Origin of the sequence: Collinsella sp. BA40, assembly GCF_008014645.1 — a bacterium.
In the GTDB taxonomy this organism is placed as follows: domain Bacteria; phylum Actinomycetota; class Coriobacteriia; order Coriobacteriales; family Coriobacteriaceae; genus Collinsella.
In genome coordinates this window covers 186,325-202,694 of record NZ_VOWY01000001.1, presented here as the reverse complement: position 1 = coordinate 202,694, position 16,370 = coordinate 186,325, and the positions used below count along the sequence as shown (strand labels likewise).

Here is a 16,370-nt window from a genome sequence, read left to right as displayed (position 1 = left end):
GCGGCGCGCCCCGTACGAGCACGCCGCGCATCGAGCAGCATCCTAGTTTCCGCCAAGGTACGCCTTGCGCACCTCGTCGTTATCGAGCAGCTCGGCACCCGTTCCCGAGAGGGTCACGCGACCGGTCTCCATAACGTAGGCGCGCGAGGCGATGGAAAGCGCCATCTGCGCGTTTTGCTCGACCAGCAAGATGGTGGTGCCGGCGGCGTGCAGCTCCTGCACGATCTGGAAGATCTGCTCGATGAGCAGCGGGGCCAGGCCCATCGAGGGCTCGTCGAGCATGAGCAGTTTGGGCGAGCTCATGAGCGCGCGACCCATGGCAAGCATCTGCTGCTCGCCGCCGGACAGGGTGCCCGACACCTGGCCGCGGCGCTCCTTCAAGCGCGGGAAGTGCGCGTACACGCGCTCGAGGCCCGGGGCGATCTCGGAATTGGGGCGCGTATAGGCCCCCATCTCAAGATTCTCCTCCACGGTCATCTGCTGGAACACGCGACGCCCCTCGGGAACGTGCGCCAAGCCCTTGCCCACCAGGACATCGGGCATGGTGTGCATGATATCCTCGCCCATGAACTCGATGGCGCCCGTCGTTGAACGCAGCAGGCCCGAGAGCGTCTTGAGCGTGGTGGACTTGCCCGCGCCGTTGGCGCCGATCAAAGCCACGATCTCGCCCTCGTCCACGTCGAAGGACACGTCTTTGATCGCATGGATCGCGCCGTAGTACACGTTGATGTGCTCGACGCTCATAATACGCTGCGCCATCCGCTACGCCTCCTTCTGCTTGCCGAGGTACGCCTCGATCACCGCTTCGTTGTTCTGGATCTCCTCGGCGGTTCCCTTGGCGATCACCCTGCCGAAATTGAGCACGCAGATACCCTCGCAGATATTCATGACCAGGTTCATATCGTGCTCGATGAGCATGATCGCGATGTTGAACGTATCGCGGATCTTGACGATGTTCTCCATGAGGTCCGCCGTCTCGGAGGGGTTCATGCCCGCCGCGGGCTCGTCGAGCAGCAGCAGGCTGGGATTGGTGGCCAGGGCGCGCACGATCTCGAGGCGGCGCTGGGCACCGTACGGCAGACTGCCCGCCTGATGGTTCGCCAGATCCTGCATGTCGAAGAGCGACAGCAACTCGAGCGCGCGCTCATGCGCCTCGCGCTCGCGCTTCCAATACGACGGCGTGCGCAGGATGCCGGACAGCGTGGAATACGCCTTGGTGTTGTGGAGCCCCACCTTGACGTTCTCCTCGACCGTCATGGTGTCGAAGAGGCGGATGTTCTGGAAGGTACGGGCGATGCCCATGCGGTTGACCTGGTGCACGGTCTTGCCGCTCGTGTCGTGGCCGTTGAGCAGGATCGTGCCGCGCGTGGGCGCATACACCTTGGTGAGCAGATTGAAGACCGTGGTCTTGCCGGCGCCGTTGGGACCGATGAGGCCGGCGATCTCGGTGCGGCCGATCGTGAGGTTGAAGTCGTCGACGGCCTTCAGACCGCCGAAATCGATACCCAGATGCAGGGCCTCGAGCACGGGCGCGCTGTTGACGTCGCGCTCCGGCACGATGGAGTGGCTGGGAACCGGCACCATCTTGCCGCGTTCGAACTCGAATTTAGGCATCGGCGCCCACCTCCTTCCGGCGCGAGGCGAACCTTGAGGCCACGCGATGCGCGGCGCTCTTCAACGTATCGTTGTTGGAGATGATCATGACCAGGATAAGGACGACCGCGTAGACGAGCATGCGGTAATCGGAGAACTGCCGCAGGGCCTCGGGCAGGATCGTGAGCGCGATGGCCGCGACCATCGATCCGCGCATATTGCCCAAGCCGCCCAGGACCACGAACACCAAGATGAGGATGGAGGTGTTGAAATCGAACTTGGTAGCCGACAGCTGCGAGAAGCCGTTGCCGAACAGGGCGCCCGCGGCGCCGGCGAGGGCGGCGGAGACGACGAAGGCGATCATGCGGTAGCGGGTCGTGGAGATGCCCACGCTCTCGGCGGCGATGCGGTTGTCGCGCACGGCCATGATGGCGCGGCCGGTACGGCTGCGCACCAGGTTGAGCACGACGACGAGGGTTACCATGACGAGCAGGAAGCCGGCTGCGAACGTCGAGATGACCGACACGCCCGACGCGCCCTGGGCGCCCTTGATGATGGCGATACCGCCCTCGGCGAGATTGAGATCGCTCACCGAGAGGCTGCCCGTAAGGTTGAACAGCACATGCAGCCCGCGCTCGTCCACGCCCACGATCAGGCAGGTGACGATCTCCTTGATGATCTCCCCGAACGCCAGCGTCACGATCGCGAGGTAGTCGCCGGACAGGCGCAGAACCGGGATCCCCACCAAAAAGCCCGCGAGCGCCGCAGAGGCCGCGCCCACCGCCATGGCGACGATCAGGCGCAGGCCGTCATCGGGGATGACCTCGGACAGCCCCATCGCGGCGACGATGCCGGTGTAGGCGCCGACGCTCATGAAGCCGGCATGTCCGAGCGAGAGGTCGCCGGCGACGCCGACCACCAGGTTGAGGGAAAGCGCCATGACGACGTAGGCGCAGATGGGAACGAGCTGCCCCGCGATCATGCGCGGGATCATGTGGTTCGCCTGCATGACGTAGACGACGGCGAAGACCGCGATGACGAGCGCATAGGTGAGCAGGTCGCGTCGGGTCCTCTTGTCGCGCAAGAACTTCATCACCGCCATCACCTACACCTTCTCGGGGACGTACTTGCCGAACAGGCCCGCCGGCTTGACGAGGAGCACCACGATGAGCACGCCGAACACGATGGAATTCGCCAGGCTCGTGGAGATATACGCCTGCGCCATGGCCTCGATGATGCCGAGCAGGATGCCGCCCACGAAGGCGCCGGGAATCGATCCGATGCCGCCGAAAACGGCCGCGGTGAACGCCTTGATACCGGGCATGGAGCCCGTAGTGGGCTGCAGCACCGGCGAATAGGAGCACAGCAGGACGCCCGCGATGGCGGCCAGCGCGCTTCCGATGGCGAACGTCATGGAGATGGTGCGGTTGACGTTGATGCCCATGAGCTGCGCCGCGGCCTTGTCCTCGGAGCAGGCGCGCATAGCCTTGCCCATCTTCGTCCTACCCGTGAACCACATGAGGCCCGCCATGATGACGAGGCACGCGACCACCGTCACGATGCCCACGGCCGACACGTTGTAGGCACGCAAGCCCTCGGGCACCGGGAAGCTCACGATGGAGGTGAAGTTCTTAGGCGTGGCGCCCCAGATGAGCTGGGCGGCGTTTTGCAGGAAATACGAGACGCCGATAGCGGTGATGAGAACCGCCAGCGGGCCCGCCTGGCGCAGCGGCTTGTAGGCCAAGCCCTCGATAAGGATGCCCAGCGCGGTGCAGACGGCCACGGCGGCGAGCACCGAGACGATGGCGGGCAGCTCGAGATACGAGGTGACGCAGAACGAGATATACGCACCGATCATGATGACGTCGCCATGGGCGAAGTTGAGCATCTTGGCGATGCCGTAGACCATGGTGTAGCCGAGTGCGATGATCGCGTACACGCTGCCCATCGTGAGGCCGTTGGCGAGGTATTGCAAGAAGACCGACATGCGCGAATCCCCCTTTCTTCGCATGGCGGGGGACGACGCCCCCTGCAGCCGAGCGCAGGGGCGAAGGCTTGCAAGCCCTGGTCCCTGCGCCGATATCATCTTGTAGCGGAACAATTGCGAAGGTGGATGAGCCCTACGCCAGCACGTACTTTCCATCCTGGATGACGTAGACGGTCGTCTCCTTCTCGACCTCGCCGCGATCGTTCCACGTCAGGGTGCCGGTAAGGCCCTCGACCTTGACCTTGGTCATGGCCTCGGGCAGCGCGTCGGCGACCTCAGCCGGATCGGCATCGGGAGAAAGACCCGCCTCGGCGAGCGCGAGGGCGATGGCATGGACCGAGTCATACGCGTCGGCGGCGAACTGGTCGGGCAGCTCGCCGTACGCCTCCTTGTAGGCGCTCACGAACGAGGCGTTCTTGGGGTCGTCCGCCGAGAAGGGGGTCATGAGGTAGAGGCCCTCGGCGAGCGCGGCATCGAAGCCCTCGACGCCCAGGATGCCGTCCATGCCGTCGCAGCCCATGACCTTGACGTCGTAGCCCATATCGTGCGCGTTGGTAAGCATGACGGACGCGGGGGTGTAATAGATGGGGGCGAAGATCAGCGTGGCGCCGGCGCTCTTGGCCTTGGTCAGCTGGTTGGTGAAGCTGGTTGCGGAGTCGTCCTTGAAGGTCTCCTTGTCGACGATATCGAGCTTGAGCTCCTCGGACTTCTGGAGGAAGGCGTCGTGCACGCCGGCCGAGTAGGTATCGCCCGCGTTATGGAAGGTGGCGATCTTCTCGTCGGGGAAGTTCTTGGCAAGCCACTCGGCGGAATGAACGCCGATCGCGGGGTCGTTGTAGCACGCACGGAACACAACGGTCTTGCCGTCCGTAACATCCGGGGCGGTGGCCGACGGGGTGATCATGAACAGATGCGCGCTCTCGGCCTCCTGGGCGACGGCGAGCGAGCAGCCCGTCGTGGTGGGGCCCACGAGTGCCTGCATGCCCCAGTCGGCCAGGCTGTTGAAAGCGTTCACCGCCTTCTCGCCATCGGCGACGTCGTCCTCGGCCTTGAAGACGAGGGGCAGCTCATCGGTCGAGAAATCCTTGCATCCCAGCTCGGCGCCGCCGGTGACGGACGTACCGTAGGAAGCCGCGGGACCGGTCAGGGGCCCCATGGAGCCGATCTTGAAAGCCGCGGCGCCGGAATCGCCGGACGCGCCCGCCCCGGAGCAGCCGGCAAGAATGCCCGCAGCCCCTAGTCCGGCTACGCCAGCGATAATGCTCCTGCGATCCAGAACAGGGTTGAATGCGTTTTGATACGACATGCGGCTCTCCTCTCGAGTGCGCACCGGCCCCGACATCGCGCGGCCGGACTTCCAACGGATACGCGGCACTTCATCGAAGTGGAGTGCGTGCGTGAGTTGTACCTTACTCGCTTCGGCTCTCCTTGGCGAGCACTTTATTCAGCTAAACTCGCCATTTGCCCATATAAACGCTTTTACGGATTAAAGCAGCACCAGGTATTACCAGTTCACGGCTAATATTGAACAGCCCTGGACGCAATGTAACAACTCTGTTTCGGCAGGGACTGCGGCTTCGCTAGAATACAAGCACACGCCAACACGCTCGCCCCGGCCGCGCCGGGCAGAAAGGAAGCGCCATGACAGCATCCACCCGCTCCGTCGGCATCGGCATCATCGGACTCGGCACGGTGGGAGGCGGCGTGGTCCGCCTGATCCAGATGCACCGCGACGACTACCGCGCGAACCACGGCATCGACCTGACGATCGCACGGGCGTGCGCACTCGATCCAAGCGTTGCGGAGGAGCTGGGGATCCCGCAGGATCGCTTCACGTCCAACTGGAACGACGTCGTCAACGACCCCGCCGTCGATATCGTCGTCGAGCTCATCGGCGGCGAGCATCCCGCCACCGAGATCTTCCAGACCGCGTTCGCCAACGGCAAGCATATGGTGAGTGCCAACAAGGCCCTGCTGGGACGCCATGTCGAGAAGCTCGCGCAGGCAGCTGCAGACGCAGGCGTCCAGCTGCGCTGCGAGGCCGCGGCGGCGGGCGGCATCCCGATCGTCAGCGTCCTCGAGCACGACCTCGCGGGCAACAAGATCCTTACCATCGCCGGCATCATGAACGGCACCACCAACTACATCCTCTCGCGCATGGCCGACGAGGGCCTGGGCTTCGAGGAGGTCCTGTCCGACGCGCAGCGCCTTGGCTATGCCGAAGCCGACCCCTCCGCCGACGTCGACGGCTTCGATGCCGCCAGCAAGATCGCCATCCTCTCCTCCATCGGCTTCCATTCGCGCGTGACCACCGACGATGTCTACATGCAGGGCATCCGCCAAGTCGGCGCGGACGATATCGCCATCGCGCGGTCGCTCGGCTACGCCATCAAGCTGCTCGCCATCGGGCGCAACACGCCCGAGGGCATCGACGTGCGCGTGCATCCCACGATGATTCCCGCCACCCACCAGCTCGCCTCCGTATCGGGTGCCATGAACGCCGTGTTCGTGGTAGGCGACGCCGTGGGCGAGACGATGTTCTACGGCGCGGGCGCGGGCGCCTTCCCCACCGCAAGCGCCGTCGTTGGCGACGTGCTCGCGCTCGCCGACGCGATGACGCGCGGAGGCGCCCCGCTGCCCGAGCCCGAGCCCGTGCAGCGCACGCTCGCCATCCGGCCCATCGAGGAGCTGGAGGCCGGCTACTACATCCGCCTCGCGCTCGACGGGCGCCCGGACGCGCTGGACGCCGCCGTGGCGACGCTCGCGGCCGGCGGCGTCCCGGTGCAGCGAGCAGAGCGCGTCGATGCCGGCGCCGCGGTCGTCATCACCGACATCTGCGTCGAAGGCGCACTGAACGCCGCGGTCGACGCCCTCGCGCGCGACCTGGGCGATACCGCGGTCGCATCCGTCATCCGTATCGAGGATGTTGCCGCCTGGAGCAAGGGCGCCTGCGCGAACTAGCGCCGCCGTCCGCGCGCACCGCGGCATACGCAAAGCCTCCCGGATCCGGGCCCAGACGAGCCATGGAATCCGGGAGGCTTTTTCACTAGGGAGCGCCCAGCGAGGAGACATCGGGGGCTCCGCCCGCCAGATACGTCCACATCGCCCGCGCGTAGTACAGCGCGCCCACGCTCGACGGATGGTTGTCGTCGCGGAAGAACAGCGGGTCGTACTCATGCGATGAAAGGTCCGCATAGGCTACGTTCGCCCGCGTGCACGCATCACGCAGCATCTGGTAATAACGGGAGCGAACCTCGCGGCCGTACACCGTCTGGTCGTACAAGAAGCCGTTCACGGGCTGGATGAGCACGCACGCCTCGAGGCCCAGCTGACGGCAGATCGACAGCGTCTGCTCGAAATCCTCGAGCTCCTGCGTGCTCAGCTCGCCCGACCCGCGCTCCTCCCACTCGCGCGCCCGACGCGTGAAACGCTCGAGACCGCGCTCGTTCCACGAACGATAGCAACCGTTGTCGCTCCCCTCGTGCGAAAGCTCGCTCGCCGCGTGCGCACGGCGATAGAGGTCTTCCCATCGCGGCTCATGCGGCGGCGCGGACGCTTGCGCAGCCGATCCGCGGGCGCCGTTCGCGCGCGGCGGACGCATGACGGGAGCCGCGGCATCATGCGCGGGCGACAGGATGCGGCGGATCGTCTCGAGCTCCGCCGCGACGCCGCCGTCCACCATGGAGGCCGCGCGGCCAAGCGCCCCGCGCGGTTCGTCGACCATGACGCCGTACGCCCGCAGTCGACGCGCAACCCATTGCTTGCTCTCATCCGAGATGCGATCTTGCGCGATGAAGGCGTCGTAGGTGCCCCGCGAGAAGATGCCCGGGTAATCCGCCTGCGGGTCGCGCCCCGCGGTATACCACAGCATGCTGGGGATGAGCACGACGCGCTTCGGCGCCCCATCCCGCGCGAGCGCCCCCAGCTCCACCGCCTGCCAGACGTCCGAGCAGCCCGGGCGCCCCAGCATCAGCGCGTCGACGCCCGTCTGCGAACCCGCGAGCATCGTGGTGGGATGGTACAGAAGACCGGGCGCGGGATAGAGCTCCGACGACCCCAGCACGAGATGCGTGTCGTAGCCGGCAGCGCGGCGCTCGTCGTAGAACGAGCGGATATAGGAGTAATCGAGAAGCTGCTCACGCGTTGGATAGAGCTGCCGCGCCGCGTGCGCATCGGAGCGACGGGCCACGACGCCGGCGCCCGCGAACGAGCACGCCGCCAACGCCGCAGCCAGCGCGACCGCGCCGGCCCTTCGCACGGGTCCACGCAAGCCGGCCCGCATGCTAGTAGGCCGCGTACGCGGGCGCGGCGGGAGCCCCGTACGGCGACAGCACGAAATACCAGACCAGAATCGCTAGAAGCGCGAGCGCGAGCGCGAACCACGCTGCAGCCGCGCTCCACGCATCCGAGAAGAACCACGCGCGCACCGGCGCCAGCGCCCGCTTCAGCCCGCGCACGGGGTGCGGGTCGCGGCACAACGAGCGAGCCGTGGCAACCCAGGCGCTCACAAGCGCTCCGCGATGCGGTCGATGATCTTGTTGACGCTGTTCATCTCGGCGCGCTCGACCTCGGTGGGAGCGATCTGCACGCCGAAGCGTTCCTCGATCGCCACCAAGACCTCGATGCCCGCGAGCGAATCGAGCAAGCCCGCATCGAACAGGTCGATGTCGCGCTCCTCGGCCACCGCGTCGTCGTCGCAGATATCCGCGAGCAGATCGATTACTTCCTGTTCAAGCATGTTCCTATCCATTGATGATCCTTTCCACGATCGTGCGGAGCTGTCCGGAAAACAGCGCGAAACCAAAGATGACCAGCTGCATCGTCACGAACCAACTGAGGACGCGATACCATCGCGCCTGCTTATGGCGCTTGTGAAACGACGACCGCTTCTGATAGGCCTCGGTCGCGGCGAGCAGGCCGCCGTGATACAGGCCGTAGGCGAGGTAGTCGGGCGTAAGGCCGTGCCAGGCGCCCATGATCGCCATGTCCACCACATACGCCGTGCATGCGCATGACAAGCGGCTTGAAAACACCCGGCGACGCGTCGCCCAGCGCACGAACCGCATGAACACGAAATCGCGCAGCCAGGTAGACAAGGTGATATGCCAACGGTTCCAGAAGTCCTTCATGTCCACCGCGGCGAACGGCGCCTGGAAGTTACGCGGCGTGACGATGCCGAAGCAATAGCTCGCACCCATGGCCATGAGCGAATAGCCGGCGAAATCGAAGAAGAGGTACAGGGCGTACAGGTAGGCGTTGGCAATCTGGCGCGCGACGCCGTAGGCGATGCTCGGCACCACCAGCGAGCGGTCCGGCGCGTAATAATGCAGTGCTATAGAGGCGAAGACCAGCTGAAACACGGCTCCCACCAGCAGCAGGAGCAGACCGCGCGACAGCAGCTCGAGATAGTCGGAGCGCGAGGGTTGGTGCTTCAGATCGTCCATAAAGCGCCGCGACCGATCGATGGGACCCGAGGTGATCGTGGCGAAGAACGTAAGGAAGTACAGGTAGTCCCGCACGCGCATGTCGTCGATAAGGCCGTCGCGGATCTCGATGAGAACCTGCACGGCCTTGAAGGTCACGTAGGAGATGCCCGCGAACGCCAGAAGGTTCTGGTCGAACACCGCGCTCACCTTATAGATGACCAGCGGCGCGAGCGTGCACGCGAGCGAGATTCGATAGACCGCCATGCTCTTCGCGCCCCACTTCCAACTTGCGAGCGTGGCGAACGCACCGGCCGTGGCGATGGCCACGAACAATCCGAACGCCGCCGCTTGGACGGCGGAGGATGAATACAGGAAGGCGAGCATGATGGCAGAGGCCGCCATGCCCCAGCACTTCAGTCCCCGTCCCCACACGCCGAACGCGGCGGCGGGAACGATGAGCGCAGCGAGCAAGATGAAAAATGAAGCTGAAGTGTAAAACGTCATAGCGTTAATCCCCGAACATGGCTTTTTGCCGCATCGCCGGCGGAGTCCGTGTCGACCACGCCCTCGGTCGCATAGCGATAGATGGCCTTCGAATAGTAGGCGCCGCCCAGGTCTGACGGATGGGAGTACTCTCGCAAGAACAGCGGGTCGTATTCGTGCGACGAGAAATCCGCGCACGGCACCCCCGCCTCCGCGCAGGCGTCGCGCATCATCTGGTAGTAGCCCGCACGCACGTCGCGATCGTAGATCGTCTGGTCGTACAGGACCCCCTTCACGGGTTGAATAAGCACGAGAGGCTCGATTCCCGCCTCGAGGCACACCTGGAGCAGCAGCTTGAAATCCCCCAGCTCCTCTTGGCTGAAATACTCCCCATCGTCCACCCGCCAACCGCGCACCTTCTCGAGCCAGCCTCGATAGGATTTCCGATACCAGCCGTCGTAGATGCCGAGGTCGTTCGAAGACGAGCGCTCGGCCGCCGTGAGGCGGGCCTCGCGGAAGATCGCCTGCCAATCGGGCTCCTCGGCGCCGTGCGGATGCGCCGGGGCGGAGGGTGCGGAGCCGTCGGCGCGAACGTCGCCGCCGCTGTCGTCCGCAAGCGCCAGGCGCACGTTCGCCCGCGCCTCCGACACATGGGCGTCGAGCTGCGCACCCAGGGCGGACAGGCCGCCCGACCCGCCGCGGCGATCGACCCCGTACGCCCTCATGCGCGCCGTGACCGCGTCCTTCGTAGCGCGGGAGATCCTATCGTTCTCCAAGAAGGCCCGGTACGCGCCCTCCGAATACGCCGCCTGGAAATCCCGGGCAGGCGTGCGATAGCACATGAACCACTGCATGCTGGGAATGATCACCACGCGCTTCTGCTCCAGCTTCTCCGCGAAGGCGCCCACCTCGATGGCCTGCCACAGGTCCTCGCAAAACGCGCGGCCCGTCACCATCACGTCCACGCCGTAGCGACCGCCCTCGAGCAGGCGCGCGGGATGGGCGGGGCCGGCGGGGCCGGGGTTGAGCTCGGAGGAGCCGAATACCAAGATGGGATCGAGCCCGTCGTCCACGCGCGCCTCGTACGAGCGGAGCATGGCATCGAAATTCGAGACCTCGTCCACCGACGGATAGCCCATGAACGGCTGAGCGGAAATGCGCTCGCGGTAGCCTGCCACCGCCGCGCCGCACGCCGCAAGCGCCAGGGCGCACGCGAGCGCAAGCGCGGCCAGCCGCTTCGCAAACGCCACCGCTACCTACCCTGCGCCGCGAGCGCGCGGCGGTCGACCTTGCCGTTGCCCGTCATGGGAAACGCATCATGAAAGACGATCTTCTTCGGAACCATGTAGTGCGGCAGGCGCGCCTTGAGCTCGTCCTTGATCGCCAGTCCGGCGCGAAAAGCGGAGGTGTCCGCCGGCACGTCGGCAACCACGTGCCCCACGAGATGCGATACCTTGCCGCCATGCTCGACCGTGGTCACCACCGCCGCCGACACCCCTGGCAGCCGGCGCAGCCCTTCCTCGATCTCGCCCAGCTCGATGCGGTATCCATGCAGCTTCACCTGCAGGTCCAGGCGACCGCGATAGTGCAGCATGCCCAGCTCGTCGAGCCTGCCCTCATCGCCCGTACGATAGCTGCGCACGAGCCGGCCGTCGAGCATGGCCGTACCGAACACCGCCTCCGTGAGATCGGCGCGGCCGTAATAGCCGCGTGCCACCGTATCGCCCTCGATCACGACCTCGCCCCAGCAGCTCGCACCCACGTCGGCGCCCGCCTCATCCACGATGCGCAGGCGCGTCCCCGGACGCGGCGTGCCCACGGGCAGCGGCATATCGAGTCGAGCCAGCTCGGGCGTCACCACGATGTCGGTCACCGCCACGGTCGATTCCGTCGGCCCGTAGGTATTCACCACCGTCGCGCCGTCGAAGCGCTCCATCAGATGGAGCGCGGTGGCATTCGTAAGCGTCTCGCCGCAGAACAAGAACAGCTCGACACCGTCCAGCGCATCCGCTCCGAACGCCTCGTCGGCCAAGCACAGCTCCGCGAACGACGGCGTGGAGACCCAGACGTTCACGCCCGAGGAGGAGAGCGCCTCGAACTGTCCGCGCGCGCTCGCCTGCGTCTCGTGCGTGAGGGAGTACAGCGAGCCGCCCGTAGCCAGCGCGCAGGCGAGCTCGAAGACGGAAAGGTCGAACGAGAACGGCGCCTGGTCGAGGTAGACGCGTCCGTCGCGCGGCGCGCCGCCCAGATCCCGGGCCCAGGAGCAGAAGCCATCGAAGCAGCCGGCGGTCACCTCGACGCCCTTGGGCGCGCCCGTGGAGCCGGAGGTGAACAGGATGTAGCACAGGTCCTCGCCGTCGATCCAACGGGCATGGCTGGAGGATCCGCCCGCCTCGATGCACGCACGCAGCATGGCGGCATCGAGCACGGCATCGGCCGCGTCGACCACCTCGAAGGGTGCCTCGGCCACCGCGATGAGCAGCGGATGGGAGAGCTGCCGAGCGATCGACGCCGCCCGTTCGGCCGGAACCGAGAATCGGTCCACCGGCACGTAGGGGTGGCCCGCCTTCATGCATGCCAGGAAGGCGGCGACCATGAGGGGCTCCTTGTTGCCATAGACCATCACGGGGCTGTCCGCGGACGGAGCGGTGCGCTCGACCAGCTGGGCGATCGCCTCCGATGCCTGCCAGAGCTCCTGATAGCTCATGCGCTCGCCCGCCGACGTCCGGATGGCCGGCGCATGCGGCCGGGTCGTAGAATAATGCTCGATGCTCTGCAGGTACTTCATCCCTTGTCCTCTCGCCTCGCCGCTCATCCGCGGCGTCATCCAGCGCGCGGGCGGCGGCGCGGCGCGGGGCCGAAGCGCCCGCCCGCCGTCTCGCCCGTGCGGTTACCCGCAGTCTAGAAGGCGCGGGGAGCAATATCCATAGAGGCGCTATGGGGATGGCGTGACAGTACCGTCACCTTGCTGTCACACAATTGCTACTGCAGGTAGATGCATACGTTTTACGGCTTTTGCGACCCCGGGAGCACATGGACGGCCCCGCCCCACGCGCTGTCGAGCGCATCGTGAGCGCGGTCCAGCAGCCCGGCGCGCACCACCACGACGGCGTCCTCCCATGCCGGCTGCGGACCGCGCCGGAGCAAATCGAGCGCGGCGGTCAGGCCCTCCCCGCGCATCAGCTCGAGGCGCCCGAGCTCGTCCACGACCAGAAGGCCGCGCGCGCCCGCGACCTGCGCCGCCTCGCAAGCGAGCCGGGAGAAGTGCTCGTTGACGCGCGCGAGCGCCGCGTTGGACATCGCCCAGCCCAGACGCGCGCGCTCGGACGGACCGTCGGGCTCCACCGAGCCCAGGCGCTGCGCTATGTCGCGTCGGTCTGCCAGGTGAATTCGCTCGTTTTGGGGAAGCAGCACGTTGTCGATCCCGAGCTTCTCGAAGCCGCCGGCGCCGTCCTCGTGCCAGACGCCCGGGGCGAGGACGCCGTACACCCGAACGCCCGCCTCGGCCGCCCGCGCCGCGCGCTGCTCGAGCCAGCGGGTCTTGCCCGTTTGAATCTCGCCTGTAAGCAGGTAGAGCATGTCCCTCCCCCTCGTTATGAAAAACGGCCCGCCGCGATGGACCGCGCAGGGACCATTCGGTCCGCACGCGGCCCCGCGACGGGCCGTCCGGCGCCCGCGCCGGGAAGCGGGTCGCCATCTTGTAAAGCCTAGGGCAATCTTATCGCACCGAGGCGCCGGTGAGCTGGTCGTATTCGGCCTGCGACAGGTCGTAGCCGTAGAACGTCTTGTAGTAGGACCTCGCCACGTCGTAGGCTCCGTCCTTACCCTCGAACTGCGCGGGATACAGCACGCGCGCCAGCCACTGCATGCCCAGGACCTGGTTGATGGTGGGCGGGTAGTTGAGCCAGCAGTAGGGCTCGGTGGGCACCTTGTAGACGGCGCCGGCCTGCACGGCGGGCAGCGTCTGCCACGCCGGGTCGCTCGACACGGTCTCGTAGATGCTATCGGGCCCGAACAGGATGGCATCGGGATTCCATGCGGCGATCTGCTCGAGGCTTGACTCGTTGCCGTTGCCCTTGCCCGAAGGGGAATCCACGACCGCGACGTTGTTCGCGAGCATGTCCACCACGTTCGCCTGGAACGAGCCACTCGCGATCACGTTCGTGCCGTCGGCACCCAGGCAGTACAGCACGCGAACGCGCTGGTCCTCGGGAATCTTGTCCATCACCTGGGAAACCTCGGAGTAGGCCGTATCGCAATACGCCGCGAGCTTCTCGCCGCGGTCCTTCACGCCCAGCAGCTCGCCGAGCATGCGGTAGGCGGCGGGCCACTCGTCGAGCTTCGTCTCGATGAAGACCACCGGGATGCCCAGCTGCTCCTGCAGGGCGTCGAGGTCTTCCTTCATGCCCTCCTTGTACTCGCCCGTGTCCACGATGAGCTGGGCGCCCGTCGCGGCGACGGCCTCCTTGTTGAGGTCTCCCTTCGCGCCGAAGGCGGCGCCCAGCACGGGCAGGTCGGCCGACACGCGGTCGCCCAGGTAGACGCGCTGCTCCTCGGTAAGCTCCTGGGACAGGCCGGCCAGCTTCTCAGGCGCGATGGTGATGAGCACCTGCGTCGCGGTATGACCCGAGGGCACGACCTTGTCGACGTGGGCGGGCACCTCGACATCGCGCCCGGCGGAATCCGTGAACACCACGGTCTCGGCGGCATCGGACGCTTCCGCGCTGCCCGATCCCTGGGTTGCGGACGGAGCCGCCCCGCATGCGGCGAGCCCGAGCACCAGCGCCGCCGCCGCGGCGCAGCCGCCCACGACGCCGACGAAGCGGCGACGCGTCATCTTGTTCTGCATCTTCTACCATTCCTTTCCTACGATGCGCTTTCGCGCCTCCCCGCCTTATGCGCTTCTATAGCTCCGACGCCGGCACGCACACGCGCACGCGGTCGTCGAATAGGGAGCAGATCGATACATCGATGCCGTACAGCTCTTCCACGAGCTCCTTGGAGATCACGTCTTTGGGGTCGCCCGTCGCGCGCACGCGGCCGCGGCTGAGGGCCACCACCGTGTCGGCGAACAGGAACGCCTGGTCGGGCTGGTGCGTCGACTGGACGATGGAGAGGCCCTCGCGCGCCAGCTGGCGCACGCAGGCGAGCACGCGCATGGTGTTGCCGTAATCGAGCGCGCTCGTGGGCTCGTCCATGATGATGGTCCGCGCGTTCTGGGCCAGGGCCCGCGCGATGAGCGCCAGCTGCTGCTCGCCGCCGGAGACCTGCGTGGCGGGACGATGCGCCAAGCGGGCGATGCCCACGCGCTCCAGCGCCTCCCACGCGCGGCGCTCCTGCTCCGCGCTCGGCGTACCGAACAGGCCCACTTCGGGCGCGGTGCTCATAAGCACCATGTCGAGCACGCTGTAGTCGTAGACCGCATCATGCGACTGCGGGATGAACGCGACCTCGCGGGCGCGCTCGCGGGCCGTCATGGCGCGCAGGTCGCGCCCGCTGACCCTGATCGAACCCGAATAGCCCTCCTCGAGGTTGAGCAGGCAGCGGAAGAGCGTCGACTTTCCGGCGCCGTTGGGGCCCAGCACGTTCACCAACGTGCCGTCCGGCACGTCGAGGTCGATATGGCGCAAGACGTCATAGGGCTCGCCCGCCCCGCCGCAGCGTCGCGTGCCGTAGCTGAAGGACAGGTCGCGGATCTCGATGCTCATACGCGGGCCCTCCTTTGCAAGATCAGGTAGAGGAAGAACGGCGCGCCCATGAAGGCGGTCAGGATTCCCAGGGGGATCTCGGCCGAATACGCCAAGCGCGAAACGTTGTCCACCACCAGCAGGAACGACGCGCCGAACAGCATGCTCGCAGGCAGCAGGCGGCGGTAATCGCACCCGATCAGCATGCGCGCGATATGAGGCACGACCAGGCCGACCCAGCCGATCATGCCGCTGACGGACACGCTCGCCGCGGTGAGCAGCGTGGCGGCGAACATCACCGCCAGGCGCATGCGGCGGGCGTCGACGCCCATGGTGCGCGCCTCGTCATCGCCCATGGTGAGCAGGTTGATGCGCCATCTGAGCGCGAACAGGATGCCCGCGCCCAGCAGCACGGGGGGCAGCACGAAGGCGATGTCGCCCGCCCGCGCGCTCGTGAGGCTGCCCATGAGCCAGTAGGTGATGGCGGGCAGCTGGTCGTTGGGGTCGGCGACGAGCTTGGCGAAGCTCACGCCCGCCTGGCACAGGCTGCTCACCATCACGCCCACCAGCACCACCGTGAGCGCATGGTCGACGCCGCGCGCGCGGCCGCTGACCGCCATCACGACGAGCACCGTGGCCATGGCGAACGCGAACGCCCACAGGGACACCGCATACGCGCCGGCACCCGTCAGCAGGGCGACGGCCGCGCCGAGCGCGGCCCCCTGGGAGGCGCCGAGGACGTCGGGGGACACGAGCGGGTTGCGAAACGTCCCCTGGAACGCCGCGCCCGCGGCGGCCAGGCTCGCGCCCACGATGACCGACAGCGCGATGCGCGGCAGGCGCACGTTGAAGAAGAGCGTGGCCTGCTGGTCGGTCCACACCTGTTCGACGGGGAGCACGCGGTCGACGAGCATGAGGACCGCGTGGACGGGATCGATGGGGAACCGGCCCAGCAGCAGCGAGGCGCCCATCAGCACGAGCAGCAGCACCCCCGCGGCGGCGATCACCAGGTTCGCATGGCGCCGCGCGATACCGATCGACGCGCGGGCCCGCGCGGCGCCGCGCTCGCGCGCGGGGCGCTCGCACGCGGCGGGCGACGGCTCTGAAGATGTGGGCGGCAGGGGGCGGTTCATGCGGAAGCTCCTCGAGGTACTTGCGCCGTATTCGGCGGAACGGGCTTTATTCTCGCAAAGA

Annotated in this window: 16 protein-coding genes; 1 reads left to right on the top strand and 15 read right to left on the bottom strand. The window is 66.8% G+C overall.

All coding sequences use genetic code 11. The features are described from left to right. Window positions 1–42 precede the first annotated feature (42 nt). The 5 genes from E4J93_RS00850 to E4J93_RS00830 form a co-directional block, all read right to left on the bottom strand. The gene (locus tag E4J93_RS00850; RefSeq protein ID WP_187231540.1) at window positions 43–759 is read right to left on the bottom strand and encodes an ABC transporter ATP-binding protein; all 717 of its coding nucleotides are present in this window, start codon (window positions 757–759) and stop codon (window positions 43–45) included. A 3-nt stretch (window positions 760–762) separates the two neighbouring features. Further along, entirely contained in the window at window positions 763–1,614 is an 852-nt protein-coding gene (locus E4J93_RS00845) for an ABC transporter ATP-binding protein (RefSeq protein WP_147587590.1), read from the bottom strand. Then, window positions 1,607–2,686 (bottom strand): branched-chain amino acid ABC transporter permease, encoded by a 1,080-nt coding sequence (locus E4J93_RS00840; protein WP_147587659.1) that lies wholly within the window; start codon window positions 2,684–2,686, stop codon window positions 1,607–1,609. Before E4J93_RS00840 ends, E4J93_RS00845 begins: the two co-directional genes overlap by 8 nt. 12 nt (window positions 2,687–2,698) lie before the next feature. Then, window positions 2,699–3,580, bottom strand: coding sequence for a branched-chain amino acid ABC transporter permease (locus E4J93_RS00835; protein ID WP_147587589.1), 882 nt, complete (start codon window positions 3,578–3,580; stop codon window positions 2,699–2,701). 133 nt (window positions 3,581–3,713) lie between these two features. Continuing rightward, window positions 3,714–4,886 (bottom strand): ABC transporter substrate-binding protein, encoded by a 1,173-nt coding sequence (locus E4J93_RS00830; RefSeq protein ID WP_147587588.1) that lies wholly within the window; start codon window positions 4,884–4,886, stop codon window positions 3,714–3,716. Between the two features lie 335 nt (window positions 4,887–5,221). Between E4J93_RS00830 and E4J93_RS00825 the strand changes: the two genes are divergently transcribed. Beyond that, the gene (locus E4J93_RS00825) at window positions 5,222–6,541 is read left to right on the top strand and encodes a homoserine dehydrogenase (protein ID WP_147587587.1); all 1,320 of its coding nucleotides are present in this window, start codon (window positions 5,222–5,224) and stop codon (window positions 6,539–6,541) included. A gap of 85 nt (window positions 6,542–6,626) precedes the next feature. Here E4J93_RS00825 and E4J93_RS00820 read toward each other — a convergent pair whose 3' ends face one another. From E4J93_RS00820 to E4J93_RS00775, 10 genes are all read right to left on the bottom strand, one after another. Continuing rightward, window positions 6,627–7,838 (bottom strand): D-alanyl-lipoteichoic acid biosynthesis protein DltD, encoded by a 1,212-nt coding sequence (locus E4J93_RS00820; RefSeq protein WP_187231538.1) that lies wholly within the window; start codon window positions 7,836–7,838, stop codon window positions 6,627–6,629. 25 nt (window positions 7,839–7,863) lie between these two features. Then, a complete protein-coding gene (locus E4J93_RS00815) occupies window positions 7,864–8,088 on the bottom strand; it encodes a hypothetical protein (protein WP_147587585.1) in 225 nt (74 codons plus the stop codon). Then, window positions 8,085–8,330 carry a D-alanine--poly(phosphoribitol) ligase subunit DltC gene (gene dltC, locus E4J93_RS00810; protein WP_147587584.1) on the bottom strand — a complete coding sequence of 82 codons (246 nt, stop codon included), beginning with the start codon at window positions 8,328–8,330 and terminating at the stop codon, window positions 8,085–8,087. The genes E4J93_RS00815 and dltC overlap by 4 nt, the downstream gene beginning before the upstream one ends. Then, window positions 8,323–9,510, bottom strand: a complete 1,188-nt coding sequence (dltB, locus tag E4J93_RS00805; RefSeq protein ID WP_147587583.1) for a D-alanyl-lipoteichoic acid biosynthesis protein DltB — start codon at window positions 9,508–9,510, stop codon at window positions 8,323–8,325. Before dltB ends, dltC begins: the two co-directional genes overlap by 8 nt. Next, complete coding sequence (dltD, locus tag E4J93_RS00800; RefSeq protein WP_147587582.1) at window positions 9,507–10,739, bottom strand: D-alanyl-lipoteichoic acid biosynthesis protein DltD; 1,233 nt, start codon at window positions 10,737–10,739, stop codon at window positions 9,507–9,509. Before dltD ends, dltB begins: the two co-directional genes overlap by 4 nt. Before the next feature lie 2 nt (window positions 10,740–10,741). After that, window positions 10,742–12,277 carry a D-alanine--poly(phosphoribitol) ligase subunit DltA gene (dltA, locus tag E4J93_RS00795; protein ID WP_147587581.1) on the bottom strand — a complete coding sequence of 512 codons (1,536 nt, stop codon included), beginning with the start codon at window positions 12,275–12,277 and terminating at the stop codon, window positions 10,742–10,744. Window positions 12,278–12,495: 218 nt separating this feature from the next. Next, window positions 12,496–13,068 carry a nucleoside-triphosphatase gene (locus tag E4J93_RS00790; RefSeq protein ID WP_147587580.1) on the bottom strand — a complete coding sequence of 191 codons (573 nt, stop codon included), beginning with the start codon at window positions 13,066–13,068 and terminating at the stop codon, window positions 12,496–12,498. 139 nt (window positions 13,069–13,207) lie between these two features. After that, entirely contained in the window at window positions 13,208–14,338 is a 1,131-nt protein-coding gene (locus E4J93_RS00785) for an ABC transporter substrate-binding protein (RefSeq protein WP_147587579.1), read from the bottom strand. Window positions 14,339–14,393: 55 nt separating this feature from the next. Further along, window positions 14,394–15,197 (bottom strand): ABC transporter ATP-binding protein, encoded by an 804-nt coding sequence (locus E4J93_RS00780; protein ID WP_147587578.1) that lies wholly within the window; start codon window positions 15,195–15,197, stop codon window positions 14,394–14,396. Further along, window positions 15,194–16,309: an iron ABC transporter permease gene (locus E4J93_RS00775; RefSeq protein ID WP_147587577.1), complete on the bottom strand. Its 1,116-nt coding sequence runs from the start codon at window positions 16,307–16,309 to the stop codon at window positions 15,194–15,196. The genes E4J93_RS00780 and E4J93_RS00775 overlap by 4 nt, the downstream gene beginning before the upstream one ends. Window positions 16,310–16,370: the final 61 nt, after the last annotated feature.

Excerpts from the sequence above, each read along its gene's own strand:
- E4J93_RS00850 (WP_187231540.1), bottom strand. The coding sequence starts at position 759 with ATGGCGCAGCGTATTATGAGCGTCGAGCACATCAACGTGTACTACGGC.
- E4J93_RS00845 (WP_147587590.1), bottom strand. The coding sequence starts at position 1,614 with ATGCCTAAATTCGAGTTCGAACGCGGCAAGATGGTGCCGGTTCCCAGC.
- E4J93_RS00840 (WP_147587659.1), bottom strand. The coding sequence starts at position 2,686 with ATGAAGTTCTTGCGCGACAAGAGGACCCGACGCGACCTGCTCACCTAT.
- E4J93_RS00835 (WP_147587589.1), bottom strand. The coding sequence starts at position 3,580 with ATGTCGGTCTTCTTGCAATACCTCGCCAACGGCCTCACGATGGGCAGC.
- E4J93_RS00830 (WP_147587588.1), bottom strand. The coding sequence starts at position 4,886 with ATGTCGTATCAAAACGCATTCAACCCTGTTCTGGATCGCAGGAGCATT.
- E4J93_RS00825 (WP_147587587.1), top strand. The coding sequence starts at position 5,222 with ATGACAGCATCCACCCGCTCCGTCGGCATCGGCATCATCGGACTCGGC.
- dltC (WP_147587584.1), bottom strand. The coding sequence starts at position 8,330 with ATGGATAGGAACATGCTTGAACAGGAAGTAATCGATCTGCTCGCGGAT.
- dltB (WP_147587583.1), bottom strand. The coding sequence starts at position 9,510 with ATGACGTTTTACACTTCAGCTTCATTTTTCATCTTGCTCGCTGCGCTC.
- dltA (WP_147587581.1), bottom strand. The coding sequence starts at position 12,277 with ATGAAGTACCTGCAGAGCATCGAGCATTATTCTACGACCCGGCCGCAT.
- E4J93_RS00790 (WP_147587580.1), bottom strand. The coding sequence starts at position 13,068 with ATGCTCTACCTGCTTACAGGCGAGATTCAAACGGGCAAGACCCGCTGG.
- E4J93_RS00785 (WP_147587579.1), bottom strand. The coding sequence starts at position 14,338 with ATGCAGAACAAGATGACGCGTCGCCGCTTCGTCGGCGTCGTGGGCGGC.
- E4J93_RS00780 (WP_147587578.1), bottom strand. The coding sequence starts at position 15,197 with ATGAGCATCGAGATCCGCGACCTGTCCTTCAGCTACGGCACGCGACGC.
- E4J93_RS00775 (WP_147587577.1), bottom strand. The coding sequence starts at position 16,309 with ATGAACCGCCCCCTGCCGCCCACATCTTCAGAGCCGTCGCCCGCCGCG.